At 62.0% G+C, this 24,524-nt stretch carries 20 protein-coding genes; 5 read left to right on the forward strand and 15 right to left on the reverse strand.

Annotated elements, in window-relative coordinates; translation table 11 throughout:
• Positions 1-22: 22 nt before the first annotated feature.
• On the reverse strand, positions 23-3,178 hold the full coding sequence (gene putA, locus HV822_RS01635) for a bifunctional proline dehydrogenase/L-glutamate gamma-semialdehyde dehydrogenase PutA (protein WP_238871926.1): 3,156 nt from the start codon (positions 3,176-3,178) through the stop codon (positions 23-25).
• Positions 3,179-3,400: 222 nt separating this feature from the next.
• Positions 3,401-4,165, reverse strand: coding sequence for an AraC family transcriptional regulator (locus tag HV822_RS01640; protein ID WP_238871927.1), 765 nt, complete (start codon positions 4,163-4,165; stop codon positions 3,401-3,403).
• Between the two features lie 119 nt (positions 4,166-4,284).
• On the opposite strand from HV822_RS01640, the gene lon reads away from it, so the two are divergent.
• Entirely contained in the window at positions 4,285-6,687 is a 2,403-nt protein-coding gene (gene lon, locus HV822_RS01645; protein ID WP_238871928.1) for an endopeptidase La, read from the forward strand.
• A 57-nt stretch (positions 6,688-6,744) separates the two neighbouring features.
• On the opposite strand, the gene HV822_RS01650 is transcribed toward lon, so the two are convergent.
• Positions 6,745-8,853: a type IV pilus assembly protein FimV gene (locus HV822_RS01650; RefSeq protein ID WP_449555751.1), complete on the reverse strand. Its 2,109-nt coding sequence runs from the start codon at positions 8,851-8,853 to the stop codon at positions 6,745-6,747.
• 213 nt (positions 8,854-9,066) lie between these two features.
• Between HV822_RS01650 and cmoA the strand changes: the two genes are divergently transcribed.
• Positions 9,067-9,807 (forward strand): carboxy-S-adenosyl-L-methionine synthase CmoA, encoded by a 741-nt coding sequence (gene cmoA / locus HV822_RS01655; RefSeq protein WP_238871930.1) that lies wholly within the window; start codon positions 9,067-9,069, stop codon positions 9,805-9,807.
• Positions 9,804-10,769, forward strand: a complete 966-nt coding sequence (gene cmoB, locus HV822_RS01660; protein ID WP_238871931.1) for a tRNA 5-methoxyuridine(34)/uridine 5-oxyacetic acid(34) synthase CmoB — start codon at positions 9,804-9,806, stop codon at positions 10,767-10,769. Before cmoA ends, cmoB begins: the two co-directional genes overlap by 4 nt.
• Positions 10,770-11,224: 455 nt before the next feature.
• Here cmoB and HV822_RS01665 read toward each other — a convergent pair whose 3' ends face one another.
• The 4 genes from HV822_RS01665 to HV822_RS01680 all read right to left on the reverse strand — a co-directional run bounded on the left by HV822_RS01665 (position 11,225) and on the right by HV822_RS01680 (position 15,158).
• Entirely contained in the window at positions 11,225-12,019 is a 795-nt protein-coding gene (locus HV822_RS01665) for an acyl-CoA thioesterase (protein WP_238871932.1), read from the reverse strand.
• A 76-nt stretch (positions 12,020-12,095) separates the two neighbouring features.
• Positions 12,096-12,791 carry a hypothetical protein gene (locus HV822_RS01670; protein ID WP_238871933.1) on the reverse strand — a complete coding sequence of 232 codons (696 nt, stop codon included), beginning with the start codon at positions 12,789-12,791 and terminating at the stop codon, positions 12,096-12,098.
• Positions 12,778-13,800, reverse strand: a complete 1,023-nt coding sequence (locus tag HV822_RS01675; protein ID WP_238871934.1) for a TIGR01620 family protein — start codon at positions 13,798-13,800, stop codon at positions 12,778-12,780. The genes HV822_RS01670 and HV822_RS01675 overlap by 14 nt, the downstream gene beginning before the upstream one ends.
• Entirely contained in the window at positions 13,797-15,158 is a 1,362-nt protein-coding gene (locus tag HV822_RS01680; RefSeq protein ID WP_238871935.1) for a YcjX family protein, read from the reverse strand. Before HV822_RS01680 ends, HV822_RS01675 begins: the two co-directional genes overlap by 4 nt.
• Before the next feature lie 75 nt (positions 15,159-15,233).
• On the opposite strand from HV822_RS01680, the gene HV822_RS01685 reads away from it, so the two are divergent.
• The gene (locus tag HV822_RS01685; RefSeq protein WP_238871936.1) at positions 15,234-15,635 is read left to right on the forward strand and encodes an NINE protein; all 402 of its coding nucleotides are present in this window, start codon (positions 15,234-15,236) and stop codon (positions 15,633-15,635) included.
• A gap of 64 nt (positions 15,636-15,699) precedes the next feature.
• Here HV822_RS01685 and HV822_RS01690 read toward each other — a convergent pair whose 3' ends face one another.
• Positions 15,700-15,993: a YcgL domain-containing protein gene (locus HV822_RS01690; RefSeq protein WP_238871937.1), complete on the reverse strand. Its 294-nt coding sequence runs from the start codon at positions 15,991-15,993 to the stop codon at positions 15,700-15,702.
• Complete coding sequence (gene rnd / locus HV822_RS01695) at positions 15,990-17,138, reverse strand: ribonuclease D (RefSeq protein WP_238871938.1); 1,149 nt, start codon at positions 17,136-17,138, stop codon at positions 15,990-15,992. The genes HV822_RS01690 and rnd overlap by 4 nt, the downstream gene beginning before the upstream one ends.
• A gap of 180 nt (positions 17,139-17,318) precedes the next feature.
• Here rnd and HV822_RS01700 point away from each other — a divergent pair, with 180 nt between their 5' ends.
• Complete coding sequence (locus tag HV822_RS01700; protein WP_238871939.1) at positions 17,319-18,734, forward strand: methyl-accepting chemotaxis protein; 1,416 nt, start codon at positions 17,319-17,321, stop codon at positions 18,732-18,734.
• 70 nt (positions 18,735-18,804) lie between these two features.
• On the opposite strand, the gene HV822_RS01705 is transcribed toward HV822_RS01700, so the two are convergent.
• The 6 genes from HV822_RS01705 to folC form a co-directional block, all read right to left on the reverse strand.
• Positions 18,805-19,083 carry a ComEA family DNA-binding protein gene (locus HV822_RS01705; RefSeq protein ID WP_238871940.1) on the reverse strand — a complete coding sequence of 93 codons (279 nt, stop codon included), beginning with the start codon at positions 19,081-19,083 and terminating at the stop codon, positions 18,805-18,807.
• Positions 19,084-19,235: 152 nt separating this feature from the next.
• The gene (locus tag HV822_RS01710; protein WP_238871941.1) at positions 19,236-20,450 is read right to left on the reverse strand and encodes an O-succinylhomoserine sulfhydrylase; all 1,215 of its coding nucleotides are present in this window, start codon (positions 20,448-20,450) and stop codon (positions 19,236-19,238) included.
• 38 nt (positions 20,451-20,488) lie between these two features.
• On the reverse strand, positions 20,489-21,994 hold the full coding sequence (purF, locus tag HV822_RS01715) for an amidophosphoribosyltransferase (RefSeq protein WP_238871942.1): 1,506 nt from the start codon (positions 21,992-21,994) through the stop codon (positions 20,489-20,491).
• A gap of 49 nt (positions 21,995-22,043) precedes the next feature.
• Entirely contained in the window at positions 22,044-22,526 is a 483-nt protein-coding gene (locus HV822_RS01720; protein WP_238871943.1) for a CvpA family protein, read from the reverse strand.
• Positions 22,527-22,641: 115 nt separating this feature from the next.
• Entirely contained in the window at positions 22,642-23,238 is a 597-nt protein-coding gene (locus HV822_RS01725; RefSeq protein WP_238871944.1) for an SPOR domain-containing protein, read from the reverse strand.
• Positions 23,239-23,257: 19 nt separating this feature from the next.
• Entirely contained in the window at positions 23,258-24,523 is a 1,266-nt protein-coding gene (gene folC / locus HV822_RS01730) for a bifunctional tetrahydrofolate synthase/dihydrofolate synthase (protein ID WP_238871945.1), read from the reverse strand.
• Between the last annotated feature and the right edge of the window lies 1 nt (position 24,524).

Genomic DNA, 24,524 nt, shown 5'->3' on the forward strand with positions numbered 1-24,524 from the left:
GCTCTGCCTGTCTCCCGGTGCCTCAAGGCTCCCCATCACCGAGGGACAACAGACTGGCGTTACCACCCACAGCGGTGGTGTTGATAGTACGGGTGCGTTCGGTCACAAAGCGCAGCAGGTAATGCGGGCCGCCCGCCTTGGGACCGGTGCCGGACAGGCCCTGACCACCAAATGGCTGCACTCCGACAACCGCGCCGATCTGGTTGCGATTGATATACACGTTACCGATGCGAACCCGTGCATCAATGTGCTCGGCGGTGTCTTCATTGCGGCTGTGCACGCCCAGAGTCAGACCAAAGCCGGTCGCATTGATGTCGTCGATGACCTTGTCCAGATCGCGGTTACGCCAGGTAACCACGTGAAGAATCGGCCCAAAATGCTCCTGGGTCAATTCGTTGATACTGTCCAGTCGGAAGGCGACCGGAGCAATAAAGTGACCATCCAGGCCCGGCGGAATCGGCGTCTCGGCAATCAGGCGCCCTGCCTGCTTGAGCTCGCGCACGTGCGCCAGCAACCCTTCACGCGCTTCGGCATCAATCACCGGACCTACATCGGTATCGCGACGCGCCGGGTCGCCGACATGCAGCTCAGCCATGGCGCCCTTGAGCAGTTCGATAACGCGCTCGGCGATGTCTTCCTGCACAAAGAGTACGCGCAAGGCAGAGCAGCGCTGACCCGCACTCTGGAACGCGGAGTGCACCACATCCTTGACGACCTGCTCCGGTAGCGCGGTGGAGTCGACAATCATGGCGTTCTGGCCGCCAGTCTCGGCAATCATCGGCGCAATGGCACTGTCGCGCGCAGCAAGGGCGCGGTTGATGATATGCGCGGTCTGGGTCGAGCCGGTGAAGGCAACCCCGGTTATCCGCGGATCGGAGGTAACCACACTACCCACCTGCTTGCCGTCACCGGGCAGCAGCGCCAGCACATCGCCCGGCAGCCCCGCTTCGTGCATCAGTTCAACGCAGCGCACCGCCACCAGGCTGGTTTGCTCGGCCGGTTTGGCGACCACCGTGTTACCGCATACCAGCGCCGCACTGACCTGGCCCAGGAAAATCGCCAGCGGGAAGTTCCACGGGCTGATACAGGCGAATACGCCGCGGCCTTGCAGATAAATCTCGTTGCTCTCGCCGGTTGGCCCCGGCAAGGTAATAGTGGCAAAGCGCTGACGGGCCTGCGCCGCGTAGTAGCGGCAGAAATCCACCGCCTCGCGCACCTCATCAATACCGTCCTGCAGCAGCTTGCCCGCCTCCAGCGTGCACAGCGCCATCAGCTCGGGCATGTGCTCTTCCAGCTTGTCGGCCGTGCGCTCCAGGATCGCAGCGCGCTGATCTACCGGCGTGGCATTCCAGCGCACAAAGGCGCTGCTCAGGCCGTCGATAGCCTCGCGGGTCTGCTCGGCACTGGCCCAGACCACCTCACCCACCTGGTGCGAGAGCTGGTACGGGCACATGACCGGACGAACGTCACCACTCAGGCGCTTGCCGTTAACCAGCGGCGCGCCGCTCCAGCGGCTGTTCCACCAGCTATCGAGCTGCTCCTTCAACGGCAGCCACTCGCACAGCACGTTCATGTTGACCCCACGGGAGTTACGACGCCCTTCACCGTAAATAGCCGGCGGCAACGGGATACGCGGGTTGGCCAGCACGCTGTGACGCTGCAGAGTGGTCACCGGATGCGCAGTCAGCGTCTCAACCGGCACACGCGGATCAACCAGCTTGTGCACGAAGGACGAGTTGGCACCGTTCTCCAGCAATCGACGTACCAGGTAGGGCAGCAGATCCTTGTGGGCACCGACCGGCGCGTAGATGCGCACAGCACAGCCGGCCTGCTCGATGACAGTGTCATACAGAGCATCGCCCATGCCGTGCAGGCGCTGGAATTCAAATTCGCGGCCATTGGCCATGGCCAGAATGCAGGTCACGGTGTGCGCATTGTGCGTCGCGAACTGCGGGTAGATCTGGCCGTCAGTCACCGGGCTGAGCAGAAAGCGCGCGCAGGCCAGGTAGGAAACGTCGGTGGCTTCCTTGCGGGTAAACACCGGGTAGTTCGACAGGCCGGCCTGCTGCGACCACTTGATTTCCGAGTCCCAGTAGGCGCCCTTGACCAGACGTACCGGAATGCGATCGCCCTGCGAGCGCGCCACGAGGGTCAGCCAGCACAGCACCGGCAGCGCACGCTTGGAATAAGCCTGAACAACCAGACCAAAGTTACCCCAGCCCTGCACGTCAGGATGGCGATAAACCTTCTCGAACAGCTTGAGCGACAGCTCCAGGCGGTCTGCTTCCTCGGCATCGATGGTGATACCCACATCACCCTTGCGCGCCTGGCGCACCAGCTCCAGCACACTTTCACCCAGCTCTTCGATCACCTGCTCTTCGCGGGCAACCTCGTAATGCGGGTGCAGCGCCGACAATTTGATGGAGATGGTGGGCTTGGGGCTTGAGCCCTTGTACTTGTCATCGACCAGCGCAGCGATGGCCTTGCTGTAATCGGCAAAATACTTGGCCGCGTCCGTGCGCGTCAGGGCCGCCTCACCGAGCATGTCGAAGGAATAGGTGTAACCCTGGTCACGCTGCGGCTTGCCGTTCTTCAACGCTTCAGTGATGGTGCGGCCAAGGACAAACTGGCGGCCCATGATCTTCATAGCCTGCATCATGGCGCTGCGGATCACCGGCTCGCCGCTGCGCTTGACCAGGCGGCCAAGCACGGTGCCCGGCGTGCCATCGTGGCGCTTATCCAGGTTAACCACCTTGCCTGTCATCACCAGACCCCAGGCGGCAGCGTTGACCAGGGTGTGCTCGCTCTGCCCCACGTGGCGGTCCCACTGGGCGGCATTGAGTTTGTCACGGATCAACGCATCAGCGGTGTCAGCATCCGGCACGCGCAGCAGCGCTTCGGCCAGGCACATCAGCATGATGCCTTCCTGGGTATCCAGACTGTACTGCTGCAGCAGCGCGTCAATGCTGTCAACCGCGTTGTCCCGCTTGCGCACATCAATGATCAGCTGGTTGGCCTTGCGCGAGAGAGCCGCAAGGTCCTGTGCTTGTGCCAGCTCGATCAACTCGCGCAGGTAACTGTCTTCATCAACGGCGTAATTGGCACTGACGGTGTGCAGAAATTCACTGGGCTGGCTGCGCAGGAAATCACCCTGCAGCGCCTGGCTGGCTTTAAACATTCTGGCATGCTCCCGGATCGACCCGCGCTCTGCAGTGAGCCATCGGGCTGTGAATTCGCCTTACTACAACCCTAGACCATCAGGGCGCGTAGGACGAACCATCCACTTTGTTGTGATGTAATTTCGCCACTGCCAGAGCGGCAGGCGCGATCGTCGACTGTAGAAGCAGAACTCGCAGGAATCTTGCAGAAAACTCTGGTCTTTTTGCGAAAAACTCGGAAATCAGCCGCCAATACGCAGCGCGCGCGGTGTCTGTCCAAGCTGGCGGCGCAGCGCGTGGGTCAGCGCACTTTGACTGGAGAAGCCGCAGCGACTGGCCACCTCGGCAACCGGCAGCGTGCTGTCACGCAGCAAGTGGGCGGCCTCGCGCACCCGCAGGGCCAATACATGCTGGTGTGGCGTCATGCCGGTTGCCTGACGGTACAGGGCGTGAAAATGACTGCTGCTGACGCATACCTGAGCGGCCAAAGAGGCAACGCTAAGCGGACGATCCAGATTGGCCAGCACATAGGTTTCTAAGCGCTGCAGCTCCTCTGGGCTGAGCGCGCCGCGCGCTCGCTGCGCGCCCGCATCAACACCCAGACGCCGCTGCAAGGCGGCCAGCAGCACGCCACCCAGATGCCAGTTGAGACCGTCCTGCTCAAGCTGCGGCGTGGCGACCGCATACTGGGCAAAGTCCAGCAGCCCCTGAAGCTGGTGATCCAGCTGGACAAAACGCGGCCGCTCGAACAGCCGCTCCGCAGCATTGCCACCCAAGGCCCCGGCCGCCGCACTCGGCAGGTCCATGATCAGCATGTGGTTATGCCCCCGACCGGAAAAGGCGTGCGCCTCCCCACCGGGCACCACACAGGCGTGCAAGCGGTTGACCGCCCCGCCCTGCCCCTGCACCTCAAAATCCGCACAGCCACGCAGCCCGATCACCAGCTGGTGCTCAGGGTGGGCGTGGGTCGCGGTTTGAACCGGCAGATCGAGAATGCGTGTGCGCATGCAGGGCCATCCATCAAAGCAGACGCCCATGCTGCCACAAGCGCTCAAAAAAAGCCGCTATTGAAATCGCTCACGGCCGCCGCAATCTCTGCAGCATGAACCACTGAAAAGGCCACACCATGAGCGATCAGGATTCAGACTACATAGAACACAACGCAGAGGTCTCCAGTCAGGCCAATAGCACCGGTCTGGCAGTGCCGGACCAGCAGTTGCCCAAGACATTGCATCTACTGCCCATCAACAACCGCCCCTTCTTTCCTGCCCAGGTCATGCCGGTGGTGGTCAACGAGCAGCCTTGGCATCAGACCATTGAGCAGGTGGCTGGCACTGAGCACAAGGCGCTGTCGCTGTTCTATGTCGATGGCCCGCTAGACGCCGACGGCCGCCTGGACCCACAACAGCTGCCCGATACCGGTTGCGCGGTGAGAATTCACCATGCCGTGCGGGAGAACGGCAAGATCCAGTTTATCGCTCAGGGCCTGACCCGAGTGCGCATTACCCGCTGGCTGAGCGACACACCGCCGTACCGCGTCGAGGTGGAGTATCCCAAGGCACCAGCCGATGAGCGCGATGAAGTGCGCGCCTATGCCATGGCACTGATCAACGCGATCAAGGAGCTGCTGCCGCTCAATCCGCTGTACAGCGAAGAACTGAAAAACTACCTCAATCGCTTCAGCCCGAACGACCCGTCACCGCTATCCGACTTTGCCGCCGCGCTCACCTCAGCCAAAGGCGACGCCCTGCAGGATGTGCTGGACACCGTCGGCATTCTGCGCCGCATGGAGAAGGTACTGGGCCTGCTGAAAAAAGAGATCGAGGTGGCCCGACTGCAAGGCGAGATTACCGCAGAGGTCAACCGCAGCATCAGCGAGCACCAGCGCGAGTTCTTCCTGAAAGAGCAGTTGAAAATCATCCAGAAAGAACTCGGCCTGTCCAAGGATGACCGCACCGCAGACATCGAGCAGTTTCGCGAACGGCTGGACGGCAAAACACTGCCCGACGATGTCAGCAAACGCATCGACGAGGAGCTGAACAAGCTCTCGGTACTGGAAACCGGCTCGCCCGAGTACGCCGTCACCCGCAACTACCTGGATTGGGCCACGGCCCTGCCCTGGGGTATTACCCATCCTGACCGGATCGACCTGGCCCATGCACGCAAGGTACTCAATCGGGACCACGACGGCCTTGATGACGTCAAGGCGCGCATTCTGGAGTTTCTGGCGGTGGGCGCCTTCCGCGGCTCGGTAGCCGGCTCGATCATTCTGCTGGTAGGCCCGCCCGGCGTTGGCAAGACCAGCATCGGCCGCTCCATCGCCGAGAGCCTGGACCGCCCCTTCTATCGCTTCAGCGTCGGCGGCATGCGCGATGAGGCAGAAATCAAGGGGCACCGCCGTACCTACATCGGCGCCATGCCCGGCAAGTTTGTGCAAGCGCTCAAGGATGTTGGCGTGATGAACCCGGTGATCATGCTCGATGAGATCGACAAGCTCGGTAGCAGCCACCAGGGCGACCCGGCTTCGGCCCTACTGGAAACCCTTGATCCGGAGCAGAACAGCCAGTTTCTCGACCACTATCTGGACCTGCGCCTGGATTTGTCGAAGGTACTGTTCGTCTGCACCGCCAACACGCTCGACAGCATCCCCGGCCCATTGCTGGACCGCATGGACGTGATCCGCCTATCCGGTTACATCACCGAGGAGAAGCTCGCCATCGCCAAGCATCACCTCTGGCCGCGCCAGCTGGAGCGCGCCGGGCTGCGCAAGAGCCAGCTACGCATCACCGACAAGGCGCTGCGCGAGGTCGTCGAGGGTTACGCCCGCGAGGCTGGGGTACGCAACCTGGAGAAACAGCTCGGCAAGTTGGTGCGCAAATCGGTAGTGCAACTTCTGGAGGAGCCGGACCAGCGCATCAGCATCAGGCCTGCCGATCTAAAGGCGCTGCTGGGCACACCCGCCTTTCGTACCGAGAAGCAGCTCAAGGGCACGGGCATCATCACCGGCCTCGCCTGGACGTCGATGGGCGGCGCTACCCTGCCGGTCGAAGCTACCCGTATTCACACCCTCAACCGCGGCTTCAAGCTAACCGGGCAACTCGGTGATGTGATGAAGGAGTCGGCAGAAATTGCCTACAGTTACCTGTGCGCGAATCTGGCGATCTACAAGGCCGACCGCAGTTTCTTCGACGAGGCGTTCGTACATTTGCACGTTCCGGAGGGAGCCACGCCGAAAGACGGCCCCTCCGCCGGCATCACCATTGCCAGCGCATTGCTCTCACTGGCACGTCAGCAGGCGCCACGCAGCGGCCTGGCGATGACCGGTGAAATCACCCTGACCGGCCACGTGCTGCCCGTTGGCGGCATACGTGAAAAGGTCATCGCCGCACGTCGTCAGGGCATCCACGAGCTGATTCTGCCAGAGGCCAACCGGGGCGACTTTGAGGAACTGCCTGACTACCTGCGAGATGGCATGACCGTGCACTTTGCCAAGCACTTCCGGGACGTCGCGAAGCAGCTTTTCAGCTGAACCTGAGGCACAAAAAAAGGCGACCCGCATGGGTCGCCTTTTTTTTATCCAGCACGCTTAGCGCTTGGAATCTTCGCGCTCCAGATGATTGAACGAGTGGTGCTCGTCCAGCTCCTCAATTTCCGGAAACTCGTGCAAACTGCTCTCGAAGGGCTCATTGTCCATCGCCTCATCTGCCCCTTTACCAGCCTTGCGTGACGGCGCCGGGGTCAGCCCCTCAATCAGATCCCAGTCCGGGTCCAGGGTGAAATCGTTGAGGTTCATCGGCGTGTCGCCAGCATCCAGGACATCACCCTGCTCGGCGGAGCCCAGCTCACCGTCAGCCAGCACATCCTCAACAGTGTCCAGCGGCGCGCCACTGGACGTTTCAAGTTGCGGGTAGCGCGCTTTCAATTGATCAACACGCTGCATGTCGCCATCCAAACGCGCAATAGCCGACGCCTGCTCAGCAAACCCCTGGGCATCTCCCAGCTCACCGGTCACACGTGCCTGCTTGAAGCGCAGTTCCAGGTTATCCGGGTCATCGGCAATCGTCTTGTCCAGCAGCTCTCGCGCCTCAGCAAAGCGACCGTAGGTGATGTAGAGATCGACACCCTCAGCACTGTCTTCAAACGCCCCACCGGCGGAGGCGCCGGCAACGCCGGCGGCAGCCGCAGCGCTGACGCTGGTCACGGGAGCATCACGGCCGGATAACGGCGCAGTGCTGCCTGGCGCCGGTGCTGACGGCCGCGGCTTGCCGCGCAGGCGAGATACCGCCCAACCCACCAAAAACGCCAGCAGACCAACCAGCAGAGACCACCACAGCATGCCGGAGGACTTGGACTCTTCCGCGGCCGCAGGCATTTCAGCCGCGATGGCCCCAGCGGCCGGATCGTCGCTACCGTAGGGGGAAGCATCAGAACCGCCACCACCACTACCAAGGGAGCCGGCTGCGCCGGCCAGGGCCGCAGCCTGCTCCTGCTCTGCCTCACGCGCCGCGCGCAGCACTTCCAGCTCAGCCTGAAGCGCTGCAATTTGACGATCGCGGGCATCCAGCTCGCTCAGCAGCGCATTGAATCTGCCCTCCAGGTCAGTCAGGCGGCTCTGCAACTGCGCTGATTCAACTTCTGCTTCGCTCACGTCGTCTTCTTCAATGCGCAGACGGGCTTCACTGTGCTGCGCTACCTCTAGTGCCGAGGGGCCCTCATTCTGTGATGCCCCATCAACCTGTTCACCAGTGCTCGCCTGACTGCTTTGCAACGCCATGCGCTGCTGCGCTCCGGCATCGCCATCAGCGGCATCGGAAGCCTCAGCAAGGCTGGCGGGAGCCTGATCACCCGCGCCGCCGCCCAACTGCTCGGCCGTAGGCAGAATCAGGGTCTGGCCGAGCTTGAGACGGTCGATATCGCCATTAACAAAAGCACCGCGGTTCAAGGAATGGATCGCGGTCATGGTCTGGTTAATGGAGACGACCGGCGTCGGGCGGGTACGTTCAGCGATAGTCCACAGCGAGTCGCCAGATACCGTGGTGTAGCTATCAGCACCTGGCTGCGGCGTGAGGTCGGGCAATGTGGCGGCTTCTGGGCGCGGAGCGGACTCCGCGGGGCGAGCGGCCACGCGGGAACGTGGCGGCGGTGCGCTGACTACCGGATTGACGGCCACCGGCGCAGCTTCGGAGTACAGCGGCGGGTCAAGCAGCACCGTATACTCACGCAGCAGCGTGCCACTTGGGCGTCGCAGTTCAACGAGGAAATTCAGGTACGGCTCGCGCACCGGCTGGGTCGAGCTGACACGCACCGTCAACTGCCGATTTTCCACCACCGGAGTGAACTGCAACCCGGTCAGGAAATAGGGACGGTCGATACCAGCCGCATCAAAGGCAGAGGAATCCGCCAGTTTGATTACCACGTCGGTCGGCCCCAGGCCTTCTGCCCCTTGCAAGGCAATCACCGCATTCAATGGCTGGTTCAGAGCTGATTTTAACTGGATCTCCCCGAGGCCCAGCGCATTTGCAACTCCGGCGTAGAGTACCGCTAACGAAGCGGCCCCAAGAACTATTTGGCGTTTGGCAGCCATACCCTTTCCTCGTTTGCCTGTGGGTAACAGAGCTGAAGCTCTTTCACCCGGTGCGTCCATTGCTATTAGAATCAGCGGTTGAGCCCGTGCAGTCCGGGGCAGGTGCCGCATATGTCGGCATTATGCCACCAGCCTTGCGCAAATCGAATGGCACAAACCACCCTGCAGTCAAAAAAACAGTGAAAAAGATCAGCCCAGACTCGCAAAGCCAATAATTTGGCCATGTGACACAGTGCGCATTTCTCCGGTCAGTCAAGCAACCTACCTGCCATCCTGTCAAGCCTGCTAGAATGCGCGCCCCAGCCAGCAACACGGAAATTCGACATGTCTGAGGTCGACAACCTGTTCGCCAACCCCTTTAGCAAGGTCAACGATTTCACGTTTGACCATGCTGTGGCGCGCGTTTTCCCGGACATGATCAAGCGTTCCGTGCCCGGTTACCCAACCATTATCGAGAGTATCGGGGTAATCGCCGGACAATATGCCCAACCGGGCACCCTGATCTATGACCTTGGCTGCTCACTGGGGGCAGCCACCCAGTCGATGCGCCGCCAATTGCCACAGCAGGGCAATCATATCCTGGCTGTGGACAATGCCGAGGCCATGGTGGAGCGCTGCCGTGAATACCTGACGGCGCAGGACGCCATGCTGGAAGAGCGCATTCCGACCGAGGTGGTCTGCGCCGACATCACCGAGCTGGAGCTGCAACCCTGCTCGCTGGTGGTGCTCAACTTTACCCTGCAGTTCGTGCCGCCAGCCCAGCGGCTCGCGCTGCTGGCGCGCATTCGTCAGGCGCTTTTGCCCGGCGGCGTGCTGATTCTGTCTGAAAAGCTGACCTTTACCGACAGCCAGACCCAGAACAGCCTTGAAGCCCTGCATTACGCTTTCAAGCGTGCCAACGGGTACAGCGAGCTGGAGATTGCCCAAAAGCGCACGGCTATCGAAAACGTGATGCGTCCCGACCCGCTGGAGGTACATCAGCAACGCCTGGATGAGGCTGGCTTCAGCCACAGCCACCTCTGGTTTCAGTGTCTCAACTTCTGCTCGATGATTGCCCACGCGTGATTGATTACAGCCCCCTGCTCGACACCCTGGTCCGCTCGCCGCTCGCCCATTGGCACACTCCCTTGGCCGAAGGCCTGCAGGCCCGCCTGGAAGGACTGCACCACGGAGACCTGGAGCGCTGGCAGCAGAGCCTGCACAGCCTGCCGCCGGTTGAAGGCGTCATCTGCGACCTCAGCCAGGGCGTTAGCCTGCGCAGCGCCGAGCCGCTGGATGCCAGCACCAGTGCCCAACTGCGCGATGCCCTGCAAGGGCTGCACCCCTGGCGCAAGGGGCCGTTCGATCTCTTTGGCGTACACGTGGATACCGAGTGGCGCTCGGACTGGAAATGGCAACGGGTGGCGCCGCACATCGACCTGACCGGCAAGCGCGTGCTGGACGTTGGTTGTGGCAACGGTTACCACATGTGGCGCATGTGGCAGGCCGGTGCAGAACTGGTGATCGGCGTCGATCCGAACCTGTTGTTTCTCAATCAGTTTGAAGCCGTAAAGCGCTATTTACCGCAGGCGCCGGTATGGCAACTGCCCTTCACCCTGGAAGACCTGCCCGAACCCACGGCGGCGTTCGACACCGTGTTTTCCATGGGTGTGCTCTATCATCGCCGCTCGCCAGTCGACCACCTGCTGCAGCTCAAGGCATGCTTGCGCCCCGGCGGCGAGCTGGTTCTGGAAACCTTGGTGATCGAAGGCGACGAGCACCACTGCCTGCTACCCGAAGACCGGTATGCACAGATGCGCAACGTCTGGTTTCTGCCCTCAGTCCCTATGCTGGAGCGCATGCTGCGCCGCGCGGGCTATAGCGACGTGCGTTGCGTGGACCTGAACCGTACCAGCGTCGATGAGCAGCGCAGCACCGACTGGATGCGCTTTCAGTCGCTACCGGCCTTCCTGGACCCGGCCGACAGCAGCAAGACCATTGAAGGCTACCCGGCGCCATTGCGTGCTACCTTGGTGGCGCGGAAGTAAAGGGCTGTTCGCGAAGAATAGCGAGAGAAGGCTCTCCACTGGATGGCGCTCTTTCGTTCTCGCGCTAAGCCAATCTGGTGGACAACAGGCAGCCGTTATATGTCTCCACATTGCGTTGCCAGCAAGTCCGCCTTTCGCCTTCCCGGCGAGCCAAGGGGGGGGCTGCTTGCCCAGCCCCCCTTAGCAATCCCCCCGGGCACCCGACTACGCGGCCCTTCGGGTTCGCTGCGTTGCTCGGTCTGACGGGGAGTCGCAGAACTCGTCGCTTCGCTCCTCAGACATGCTGCGACTCTTTTTCCCGCCAGCCCTGCGCTACTCGCCCGCGTAAACGGGACTAAATTCCGTGCACACTCCACCATCCGAGCAATCAACAAACTCTCGCTCAACCCAGCCCTCGCACAATTTCCCGAGCAACCCGGTCAACCGTCCCTGCCAGCAGAGCGTCAGATGCTGGATCACCCGAACACCGTAACCGTCTGGCGACTGATCGCCACCAGCTCTCCAGCCGGGTTCCAGATCATCGCCGAGCAGTGGCCGTAGCCGTCACGTGCGTGCTCGATGCTCGCCTTGTATAGCAGCCAACCATCCGCCCCGACCGGCGGCTGAGGCTGAACAAACTCGATGGTCCAGGTCAGGGAACTGGCCGGTGCCCGCTCTTTCAGGTGCGGCAGTACCGCTGGCGGCCACACATCGACGAGCCCCACCAGATGCACCTCGTCAAAGTGCTCAAATTGCTCATCAAAGCGCATCCAGCCGCCCATTTCGCGCTTGCGGCTATTGGTGCAGGGGTAGTCACCAAAGGTCCAGCGGGTATCGAAGTAACGTAAGAAATTGGGCAGCACGCCCTCAACGAAGGGAGCACGCTGGCATGCCTCAGGCGCAGGCGCGCTGGGCGCCGGTTCAGCCGCCACATCCACACTGGAAGGCCGCCCCGCGCCAAAGCTGCCTTGCACGATGCACATGGTCTGGCCATTTTGCACCGCACGGCCCAGCACCTGGGTCACGGCGCGCCCTTCACGAAGGATCTCGGCCTCTACCTGCAGCGGCTCACCAGGCTGCACCGGACCGACAAAGGTAATTGCCAGTGAACGCACCGGTCGCGGCTCGCTGAGACTAGCCCGCATCCCGCGCAGAACCAGGGCAGCAACCAATCCGCCATAACCGGCGCGGCCCTGGGCCCACTCTGGCGGAATGGTCAGACTGCGGTCAGGGGATTGGTCAAAGGCGGCAAGCAGAGCAGCAAAATTCATGGTCGTTTTCCAGGCAAGCAAACAAAGCCGGCCATTATAAGCGATCTCAGAAGCCTATTGCCGCCTCCTTATCCCGTCAGTGGGGCGCCTGATGCTGCAGGCGTAAGCCACATAGCCAACCCAGGGCAAGCCAGGCCGGCGGCATGTCCGGCCAGTCTGCCGCGCCAATATTCAACAACTCGAAGCCAGGCTCGCCAGCTCGCGCCATCAGCCTCTCGTACCACCAGACCAGATAAAACCCCTGCCCGGCCGCATGCTGACCGGCCAGCTGAGCCCGCAGGCGCATGGGCAGCGAGGCAAACAGCAACTCATCCAGGGCGCTGAAGATACGTTGCTCATTCTCCAAGTAAGCGGCCTGGGCGGCGGACTGCAGACCCATTTGCGCGGCCAGAATGACCAATTGAGCCGCGTACTCGCGGTGCGTTGCCAAGGGGTTGAGCTGGCTGCGCCAGTCCAGCTGGGCGCGTTCGATGGCTTCCAGCAGGGTATTTGGCCCCGCGCTGGGAGCATCCAGTAACGCCGCCAGCCAACGGCGCTGAAAACCCGGCAATTGCCCTATCCACACCAGCAGTTCCGCGCTGCTTGAGCCAGCTTGCGGCTGCCAGTTCACGGTTTCCTGTTCGCTCAGCTCGGCTACCCGCTGCATGCGCCGCTGCCAGCTGGCCGGCAGCAACTGCTCACGCAATGCGTTCCAGCGCGCACCAAGTTGCGCTTGTTTGTCCGCCAGCCAGCGCTCTGCCAGCCAACGCCGTCGCGACTTATAGGCGCCCATCGTTCAGTTGCCCCAGTCGTTCTTTCATCATACGAATAATGCCCTTGTTATCCTCAACCAGCATCTGCGCCTCGGCTACCGGCACCGCGCGACACAAGTCCAACGTAAAGTGCCCCAGCCGCGAGCTGTACAGACCAACCCCAACGCCCTGCCCTACCCGCGCCGCCAGCTTCTCCAGCAAGCCCGACAACAGCGAGTCACTGAGCGCACTGACCGCCACCTCGGTGCCGCCCGCCAAGGCGATATTACGCAACACATGCCGTGCCAGCCGCCAGCGACTGAGGCGGCCGATCGGCAGTCCGTAGCACACCGCCACCCGTTGCATCAGACGAATATTGCGCCACACCACCAGCAGCAGATCGACCGCAACCCATGGGCTGGACGCCACCAGCACGCCGGTGCTGACCGACTCCTGGCGAATGATTTGCCGGGCACGCTGGTCGATCGGCTGATAGAACTGCAGATTCAGCCGCTGACTGATCTCACGCGCGTCGTGGGAGCCATCCAGATCGGCGCAGGCACGGGCCAATAGCGGGGCAAGCGGGCTGTCCGCGTAGACACCCTGCAGGCGATCCAGCCAGTCCACTGCTACCCGCTGGCCGGGCTCACGCAACGCCTGCTGCATTTCGCCACGCAGTTGCTCCAGCTCACTCAGGCGATGGCGCTGGCGCCGCAGATCGCGCCAGGCCAGCAGCCCGCTGCCCGCTAACGCGACACCCACAGCGCCCACCAGCGCGCCCCATAGGGGCTGCCATTGCCAGGCCTGCCAGGTCCACTCACCCCACTGCAGGGCAGCGCCCCCCAAGGCTACGCCCAAGCCCAGCCCCCACAGTCGGCGTGGCCACCGACTCGGCGGTGGCGCATTGAGCGTAGACGGCAGCTCAGGTACGTCCCGGGGTTGCTCGCCGGGCAAGGCATCGGCGGCGCCCAGCAGCTCGGTGCGGCGCGTCGGGTCTTCAGTAGCGCTCTGCCAGGTATCGAGAATCCGGGTCTTCTGGTCACTACTCACGGCTCGGCTCCTTCAATCAACCAGGCAATCAGGTCGTCCATACGGTAGTGCGGGAACGGTTCGGCACGGTGCAGTCCTGGCGGCGGACGCAGCGGCAGCAGGTCCGGGCTGCTGACTTGCAGTGACTGCGGCAGGTGCGCAGGAATGTCACCGGGCCGGTAACGCACCCAGCCCTCCTCCCCCTGCAGGCCTGCCACCAGCGCCTCGCCCTCCTGCCGCGTCGCGCGAATCGCTGACAGCGGCAGGCCACGCACCTCAACACCGCCGTGCCGCACGTCAGCCAGACGGTCCACCATCAGGTCCTCCAGGCATTGCTGCACTGCCCGCTGCTGTTCGGGGCTGACCTTATCGACCTTGGTGGCACAAAACGCCAGCCGACCGATACGCGGCCGAAAGCGAAACAAGCGGGCAAGCAAGCTGCTACGGCCGTAATCAAAACTGGTGAGTACCGCCTCCAGGGCGTCGCGCAGATCGGTCAGCGCCGCCTCGCCGGCGTCCATGGGCCCCAGCATGTCAACCAGCAAAATCTGCTGATCAAGATGCCGAAAGTGCTGCTCGAAAAAGCCACGCACTACGAAATCACGGTAGTAATTAAAACGCGCCTGGCACACCGCCCACCAACTGCCCTGCTCGCCCGCGCTGTGCCGATTGGCCTGTAGCAAGGGTACAAACTGCAGCATCTGCGGCGCGACATCGCTGCCCGGCTGCAGAAAGCGTGCCGGCTGATTGCGCGACAGGCCCGCCTCGCTGCGACAGCGCTGCAGAAACTGCCGCCACTGCTCGGTCAGCTCGGCAAGCAGCGCAGGGTCCTCCGGCGCCGCAGGGTCCAGGTTCATCAGGGTGTCGCGCAACGGGCCAGCGAGCGAGCGGCGGGGCTCAGCCTCCAGCCATTGGCGCATCTGTTCACACCACTGGCCATAGTCCAGCTGCAGTAGCGGCAAATCCAGCAGCCATTCGCCGGGGTAGTCAAGAATTTCCAGACGTAATTGGCGGGTTGATTGCAGCTTGCGCAGCAGCCCTTGCGGGCGAAACCGCAAATCGATCACCACCCGCGACAGGTCGCTGGTGGACTCCGGCCAGCGCGCCGGCTGGGCCGACAAGGCGCCGAGCGACTCCAGATAGGGAAAGGCGCGCTCCACATCATCGCGCTGCCAACGTACCGACTCGAGCCGGTCAAAGGGTGCACGCCGGGCCAACAGGCCCTTGCTGTGGTTCTCCAGCTGGTTAATCAGACTGGTGATAAAAGTCGTCTTGCCGGCCCCGCTGAGGCCGGTGACGCCAATGCGCAAACGCTGCTGACCCAGGCTCTCGGCACGTTGTGCCACTTGCTTGAACCAGTTCGCAGAATTATTTGCCACGCTGCAGGCACTCCAGAAATCATTTATGGTCTATGACCAGTATTACACAACCACCCAATGCAAAGAGGCACTCTAATGGCGTATTCGGACTCCCACAGCAAGGCTATCGGCTACCTTCTCTGGATTTTCGGATTCATGGGTGCACACCGCTTCTATTACGGCAAACCCTGGACGGGCACCCTGTGGTTTTTCACTCTGGGGCTGTTCTTCATCGGCTGGATCATCGATCTGTTTCTGATTCCGAGCATGGATCGCGCCGCTGACCGCCGCTTCCGCACCGGGCGAATCAATTTCAATCTGAGCTGGATCCTGCTGACCTTTCTCGGCATCTTTGGCGCCCACCGCCTATACATGGGCAAATGGATCACCGCCATCATCTACTTCTTCACCGGCGGCCTGCTGCTGGTCGGCGTGCTCTATGACTACTGGACCCTGAACGAACAGATCTCGGTCGAAAATATGCGTCGCGAGTGGTAGCTCCTTCCGCGCAGGACACAAAAAAGCCGTCGTTTAACGACGGCTTTTTTGTGTCCAACCCGCCTTACAGTGGGTCGTTGCGGGTCAACAGCTCCTCGGGCAGGTGCTGAATATAGTCTTCCTGCTGCGGCGGCATCTGCACGTGGAACCCTTGAGACTGCAGGTTTTCCAGCACCTTGAGAACATCCTCCTGGGCCAGCTTGCGCTCGGGCCCCAGTTCCAGGTCCAGCGCATGTTCCAGCCTGCCGATGTAGTGGCGCAGCCCCTCCGGCAGCTCATCCAACACCTGGTCCCGCAACACGTACAGATACATGCCCTGGCGTTTGCAGCTGCGATAGACCGAGCAAGGCAGCGTCATTCTGTTACCTCCACAACATTATTGGCAGCATTCAACAATGCCTCTCCCAGTAGCTCACGCCGCCACCCGGTCAACTCGTCAGGAAGCCGATAGGGGCCGTCCGGGTAGCCAGTGCGCACCATCGCTTCCAGCACCTTCTTGCGCAACATGATCTCAGGGGCGATGCCCCGGCGCTCAGCTTCGAGTTGTCCTACCTTTCTCAGCCGCTTCAGCAGTCGATTGGCGGCCGCGGGCAAGGGCTCGGGCAACCGCGCCGGATAATCGGCCGGCGCCACGTTTTGCCCTTCACGGATCAATTGCAACAGCCTCTCGCCCTCTTGCCGGACCGTACGCGGGTGCATGTCCTCAATGCGCGACAACGCCTGGGTCGTATCCGGACGACGCTGCGCCAACGGGCAAAGCGTGCGTTCGCGCAGCAGACGGTTGCGCGCTACGTCCCGCGCACGGGCTTCGCGCTCGCGCCAGGCCGCAAGCACCTGAACAATCGCCAAATCGGCAGGCTCCAGACGCCACGCCTGTTTGACCTGCTGATAGGCCAGCTCAGGCTCAGTCACCTGCGTGCTGGCCGCAACCTGCTCGGCGGTGTCGGCCAACAGCCAGTCCGTCAGCCCGGCAGCGTCCAGCCGTGGTGCCATGATCTGGTAGAGCTCGGCCAGGTGCTGAGCATCGCGGGCGGCGTACTCAATTTGCGCGGAGCTCAACGGGCGTTGCAGCCAATCGGAGCGGGTTTCATCCTTGGGCAGGTCAATACGCAGCAATTCGCTGACCAACCGGGAATACCCCATTGAAAAGTCCATACCCAGAAACGCGGCGGCCAACTGAGTATCAAACAACGGGGCCGGCAGCGCGCCGCACAGGCGGGAAAACACTTCCAGATCTTCGCTGCAGGCGTGCAGCACCTTTACTACTGTCGGGTCTTGCAGCAACGTAACCAGGGGTGTCCAATCACCGATTGCCAACGGGTCAATCAGAAAGGCGCGCTCACCATCTCCGACCTGAATCAGGCCGGCAATCGGATAGAATGTTTCAGTGCGAACAAACTCAGTATCAACCGCAACAAACGGCAGGGTTTGCCAGTGCGCACAGCAACGAGCCAGTTCGGCGTCGCTATCAATCATCAGGGGTTTTGCCAACGGCGTAGTCATGGGTGACCTTATTTGTAAACTGCGCGCAGTATAACTGATCAACTACCGCTCTGCCGCGCCTGACAGAGCGCTTCAAGTTTGACCGCAATCAACCGATATAACACAAAGACAACGGATACTGGCGCCTCAATGGGGCCAGTCTGCCGACCGCTTCCGTTCCCATCGTGCTCTGGAGTATGCATGCGTTTTCTTCAAAACCTGCCACTGAAATACAAGTTTTGGGCAGTCAACGGTGTCGCTTTTGTCGCTACACTGGCCTTGGTCCTGGTTGCTCTCGGGGTTGAGCAGCGCAGCATCGAACAGCAACGGCAACAGTTGGCTCAGGCCATCGCGGCCAGCCCGAGCACCCAGGCCCAGACCGAGGGCATAGAGTGGATCACCGCCCCGGGCGGACAAACCGGCAGCACTCGCTGGCTGGACGCCAGTCAGCTCGGCGCCCAGGCAGAGCGCTATACCGGCGCGTGGCTGGCAGGTGACGGCAAAGCCCTGGCGGTAGAGCGCCAGGATTTCACGCACTTGCTGCTGGCCAGAGCTCCCCTGTACGCCGCAACGGTATTGGTGCTGATGCTGCTGGTGCTGCTGGTGTCGCAACTTCTTATCACCTTTATCACCCGGCACATTCTGGCACTGCGGGATGTGATGATTGCGGTGCAGAACAGTGGCGATCTGACCCTGCGCGCGCAGTCTGACTCACAGGACGAAGTCGGCTCCATGGCGCGAGCCTTCAACGCCATGCAGCAGGCTCAGCAGCAGGTAGTATCCTCTGTACGCCAGGCCGCGCTGGAGCTGGATCAGGGCGCGATGGCGCTGGCCGGCCTGATGAGCCAGGTACGCGATGGCATGGTCTCCCAACAGGGAGAAACCGACCAGGTGGCTGCAGCCGTTAACGAAATGAGCGCCACCGTGCAGGACATCGCCGGCAGCACCGCGCTGTCACGCGACCAGTCCACCCAGGCCAACAGCCTGGCCACCCGCGGACGTGATCAGGTGCTGCAAGTACGCCAGACCATTACAGGTCTTGTCACCAGTATCGACCGCTGCACCGAACACATGCATCAGCTGTCGAGCCACAGCCAGGAAATCAGCGGCGTAGTACGCGTGATTAGGGAAATCGCCGAGCAGACCAACCTGCTGGCCTTGAATGCCGCCATCGAAGCCGCCCGAGCGGGCGAGTCGGGCCGTGGGTTCGCGGTGGTCGCAGACGAGGTGCGCGCACTGGCGCAACGGGTACAAAGCTCGACCGATGACATTCAACGAATGATCGAGGCGTTGCAAAATGGCACTGAAGTGGCGGTTGAAGACATGCAGGCCAGCGCCGGCCTGACACATGCATCAGTTGAACAGGTGGCCGATGCCGGCGAATCACTGCAAGAAATTGCCGCTGCGGTCAGCCAGATCAGCGAGGGCAACAGCGAGATCGCCTCGGCGGTCGAGCAGCAAAGCCAGGTCGCCGATGCCATTACCCAAAGTGTGGTAGAGATTCGTGACGTCACCGAGCGCACCGTAGAGCAAACCGTCTCCAGCGCAGCAACCAGCGAGCAGCTGGCTCGCCTGGCGCACCAGTTGACCGAGGCAGTCAGCCGCCTGCGCAGTTGAGGAAGCGAAATTAATCAGTGCTTCTTTAAAGCGCATCGGGCGGCGCACGCAGCCCGATGCAGCTACCCGCCTATTCGAGCACAATGCGTTCTGCGTTGTTACTCAGGGTGCTGGCGCCGATCCCCTTTACCGCCGCCAGTGACTCTACCGAGCCAAAGGCGCCATGCTCATCGCGATAGGCGACGATAGCTTCGGCCTTGGCCTCACCTACGCCTTGCAGCACCTCGGCCAGCTCAGCCGCACTGGCCGTATTGATGTTGACGGTTGGGCCTGCCCCCTCTTGCGCCCAGGCTGGCGAAACCAGCAGACAGCTCATGGCCAGCGTCATTGCAGTCAGCAGTTGTCGCATCTTCACTTCCTCCATGTGGTTGATTAATGCCGCACTGAAGGAACAGACTTCAGCCACTATCCCTGCGGCCTCCGAAAACTAGAATAAAAAAGACCGCAGAGCGATACGCCCTGCGGCCTTGGTGTGACCTGACTCGCAGCTTGCCTTGCAGATTACCCTTGAGCGTCAAACCCCCGCTGCAAATCAGCCTTCAGGTCATCGACCTCCTCCAGCCCGATAGCCAGACGAATCAACCCGTCACGAATGCCCGCCGCCGCACGCGCCTCAGGCGTCAGCCGCCCGTGGGTTGTGGTGGCTGGATGGGTAATGGTGGTCTTGGCATCGCCCAGGTTTGCCGTGATCGACACCAGGCGAGTGGCATCAATAAAGCGCCAGGCTGCATCGCGACCGCCCTTCACTTCGAAGCTGACGACCGCGCCGAACGCCGATTGCTGCGCCTTGGCCAGCGCATGCTGGGGGTGTGACGGCAAGCCGCTGTAATAAACGTGCTCCACCTCAGGCCGCTGCTCCAGCCACTCGGCGATTTGCTGGGCCGCCTCGCAATGCGCACGCATACGCAGGCGCAGGGTTTCCAGCCCCTTGAGAAAGACCCAAGCATTGAAGGGGCTCAGGGTTGGACCCGCTGTCCGCAGAAAGCCAACCAGCTCCTGCATATGCTCACGGCGCCCAACCACTACACCACCGAGGCAGCGTCCCTGCCCGTCGATGTACTTGGTTGCCGAATGCACCACAACATCCGCCCCCAGCTGCAGGGGCTTTTGCAGCGCAGGCGTACAGAAGCAGTTGTCGACCACCAGCAGTGCACCCTGCTCGCGCGCCAGCGCGCCCAGCGCGCAAATGTCCGCCAGCTCGGCCAACGGGTTGGACGGCGACTCGATAAACAGCATGCGGGTGTTGGGCTTGAAGGCGGCGCGCCAGGCATCCAGATCAGAAAGCGGCACATAGTCCACTTCTATGCCAAAACGCTTGAAGTACTTGTCGAACAGACTGACGGTCGCACCAAATACGGCGCGCGAGACCAGAATATGATCCCCTGCCGAGCACAGGCTCATGACAGTCGCCATGATGGCCGCCATGCCCGAGGCTGTTGCTACCGCCTGTTCGCCGCCCTCAAGCTGCGCCATGCGCTCTTCGAAGGTGCGTACAGTCGGATTCATGTAGCGCGAGTAAACATTACCCTCTGCTTCACCCGCAAAGCAGGCAGCGGCGTCGCTGGCACTACGAAAAACGTAGCTGGATGTCAGAAACAGGGCCTCGCCATGCTCCGCTTCAGGGGTGCGCCGCTGGCCGGCACGCACGGCCAGGGTGTCGAAGCCGGCACCGTCCAGGTCACTGTCCAGGCGGCCGGGCTGCCATTGATCACTCATCTAAAAACCTCTGTGTGCAGCGGCCCGCGCCGCCGCTCTCAATTGTTGTGCAGGTCGATGATGGCGCTCACGCGCTCTACCGTCGACTTGGCGGCATCGTTGCGCGCCTGCTCGATGCGGTCCAGATACTGCTCATTAACGTCGCCCGTGACGTACTGGCCGTCAAACACTGCGCAGTCAAAGGCGTCGATCTTGATCTTGCCACCACCCACGGCCTCTTTCAGGTCATCCAGATCCTGATACAACAGCCAGTCTGCGCCAATCAGCTCAGCGACTTCTTCGGTGGTACGCCCATGGGCAATCAGCTCGTGGGCGCTTGGCATGTCGATGCCGTAGACGTTGGGATAACGCACCGCAGGTGCCGCCGAACAGAAGTAGACCTTCTTCGCACCGGCTTCACGTGCCATCTGAATGATCTGCTTGCAGGTGGTGCCGCGCACGATGGAATCATCCACCAGCATCACGTTCTTGCCGCGAAACTCCAGATCAATCGCATTGAGCTTCTGACGCACCGACTTTTTGCGCGCGGCCTGCCCCGGCATGATGAAGGTGCGGCCGATGTAGCGGTTCTTGACGAACCCCTCGCGGAACTTAACACCCAACTGGTTGGCCAGCTCCAGCGCCGAGGTGCGGCTGGTATCGGGAATCGGGATCACCACGTCAATGTCATGCTCGGGACGCTCACGCTGAATCTTTTCAGCCAGCTTCTCGCCCATGCGCAGACGTGCCTTGTAGACCGAGACGCCGTCCATCAGAGAGTCCGGACGCGCCAGATAGACATGCTCAAAGATGCACGGCGAGTACTGCGGGTTCTCCGCACACTGGCGGGTGAACAGCTGGCCGTCTTCGGTGATATACACCGCCTCGCCGGGCGCCAGATCGCGGATCAGGGTAAAGCCAAGCACGTCCAGCGACACGCTTTCAGAGGCGATCATGTACTCAACGCCCTGATCGGTATGACGTTGCCCGAAGACGATCGGACGAATGCCGTGCGGATCACGGAAGCCGACGATACCGTACCCGGTGATCATGGCTACAGAGGCGTAGCCGCCGACACAGCGACGGTGCACCTGGCTGACTGCAGCGAATACATCCTCTTCGGTCGGCTGCAGTTTGTTGCGTACCGCCAGCTCGTGGGCAAAGACGTTAAGCAGCACCTCGGAGTCCGAGGTGGTGTTGACGTGACGCAGATCCGACTCGTAGATCTCGCGAGACAGGCGCTCAACGTTAGTCAGGTTACCGTTGTGCGCCAGGGTAATGCCGTAGGGCGAATTGACGTAGAACGGCTGCGCCTCGGCGGAACTGGAGCTGCCCGCGGTGGGATAACGCACATGGCCAATCCCCATGTTGCCAACCAGGCGCTGCATGTGGCGCTGCTGGAAGACGTCCCGGACCAGGCCGTTGTCCTTGCGTAGAAACAGCCGACCATGCTCGCAGGTTACAATGCCGGCGGCGTCCTGGCCGCGATGCTGCAGGACGGTCAAGGCATCATAGAGCGCCTGATTGACGTTCGACTTGCCCACTATGCCAACAATGCCACACATGCCTGAGTACCTTCTTGATTAGGAGGCGGTGCCGTCCGGGACACCCGGATCAGCGTCCCGCCATTTGCAGAATGAGGTTTTTCGACCAGTCCGCGACCAGCAGAAAATGCGGAATGACGACGGACTCGCGCCACCAGATGTCAGCTTCGACTGGCGCCAGACTCAGCAAGCCCACCGCCACCACCACCAGCAACGCGCCACGTGCGGCGCCGAAAACCATGCCGAGAAAACGGTCGGTGCCGCTCAACCCGGTCACTTTTACCAACTGACCGATCAGGTAGTTGATCAGCCCGCCGAGCAACAGTGTCATGACAAATAAGATGGAACAGGCGGCAATGACGCGCAGCGACGGCGTTTCGATGTAAGGAACAAACAGCTCGGCCAGCGCACCGCCAAACAGCCAGGCTACCAGGCCGGCGATCACCCAGGTCAGCAGCGACAGGGCTTCCTTGACGAAACCTCTGGTCAGACTAATCAGGGCGGAAACCACAATGATGGCGACGATTGCCCAGTCAACCCAGGTCAAAGACACGATGAAATACCCTGCTCAACAAAGGCCGACATTCTAACAGAGCTGTCCGCGCCATCGAAACAGGCAAACACCAGCGCCTGTTACCTATTTGCCTGCCTGACCGCCGCCTCCAGGCTTAGCCGCGCCCGCTTTCCGCGTCATACGCCACTACCAGCCCTTTGCTACCGCGCTTGCGCTCTAGCTCGTCGCGCAGCCGATTGGCCGCCTCCCGGGTCGCCAGCGGGCCAACATACACTCGGGTAATGGATTTGCCTTGCACCGTGGCAGCGTGGGTATAGGCATTATAGCCCTGGGTACGCAGGGTCTGGCTCAACCCTTCGGCGTTGGCCGCGCTGGAAAAGCTACCCAGCTGAATCACCCAGTCGCCGGCAGCAGGTGGCGTGGCCGGCGCGGGCGCAGCCGGCTCAGGCTCAGCTACCGGTTCCGGCTCGACGACCGGGGCCGGGGCGGGTGCCACGGCAGCGGTTTGCGGCGCGGACACCTGCGGGGCCGGCTCCAGCGTCTGCGGCAGTTCGGCTACCGTCGGGGCCGGCGGCAGCTCGGCGGGCTGCACCGGGGCAATAGGCTCACGGTCTAGCAGCGGCGCCTCAGGCACCTCTACCTCAACCTGCACGGTTTCATCCTGCCCCGACAGCAACATCGGCAGGAAAACCACGGCGGCAACAATCAATACGACAGCACCAATGATGCGCTGTTTCAGGCGTTCATCCATCCCGCGATACCCCGGCTAATTACGATAGCCAGAGTATGGCGTCGGCGACGCAGAAAAACGACCCGAAAATGACAATTTCAGTATCGGCAGAGGTGTCGATCAGCGCCTGCTCAAGCGCAGCAGCGACCGAGGGCGCAGTCTTGACGGTAGCGCCCTGCTGCTCAAGTACCCGCTGCAGCTCAGCAGCCGAGCGGCTACGCGGACTTGGCAAGGGGGCAACAAACCAGCCGTCAAACAGATCAAGCAGCGGAGCCAGCACACCTTCCAGATCCTTGTCTGCCAGCAGGCCGAATACCGCCACCCGCCGGCGCGCACCTTGCTGGCGAAGGGACTCGGACAGAAATGCGGCCGCGTGCGGGTTGTGCCCCACATCCAGCACCAGCTCACGCTGCGCACCTTGCCAGTCAAGTGAGCGTGACTCCAGGCGGCCGGTGGCCGAGGCAGCCGCCAACGCCTCACCCAAGGCCTGATCGGACATATCCAGCCCGGCTGCCCAGAACGCCTGCAGAGCGACAGCAAGGTTGTCGCGCGGCAGGCGCACCGGCGGCAAACCGAGCGCGCGAGACGCCCCTAACCCGCCCTGCCCGGTAAGACGCCATTGGCCGTCGGCAAGCACATCAAGTCTGAAATCACGTTCGCGCTGCACCAGCGGGCAACCGAGGCGCTCGACCACCTGCACAAAGGTCTCCGGCAACGCCCGTTCGCCGCTGATCACCGGGCGGCCCGCTCGCAGAATACCCGCCTTCTCGGCCGCTACCGACTCGCGAGTGCTGCCAAGGTACTCCTGATGATCAATGCCGATACTCGTAACTACGGCGACACTGGCATCCACAACGTTCACCGCGTCCAGCCGGCCGCCCAGCCCCACTTCAAGCACCACGGCATCAAGCCCGGCGCGCTTGAACAGCCAGAGCGCCGCCAGGGTGCCAAACTCGAAATAGGTCAGGGAAATATCGCCGCGCGCCGCGTCAATGGCAGCAAAGGCTGCGCACAAGTCTTCGTCGTCGGCCAACTGGCCATCCAGGCGAACGCGTTCGTTGTAATGCACCAGATGAGGTGAGGTATAGCAGCCAGTGCGCAGGCCGGCATGGCGCAGCAGCGAGTCCAGCGCGGCGCAGGTTGAGCCCTTGCCGTTGGTACCTGTTACCGTAAAAACCAGCGGGGCTGGCGCGAGTACGCCAAGTCGCTCGGCAACCACGCGTACCCGTTCCAGCCCCATATCGATTTCGCTGGGGTGCAGCCCCTCCAGCCGAACCAGCCAATCGGCCAGACTGCGTGCACTCATG

It is taken from the genome of Halopseudomonas maritima (assembly GCF_021545785.1).
GTDB classification, from domain to species: Bacteria; Pseudomonadota; Gammaproteobacteria; order Pseudomonadales; family Pseudomonadaceae; genus Halopseudomonas; species Halopseudomonas maritima.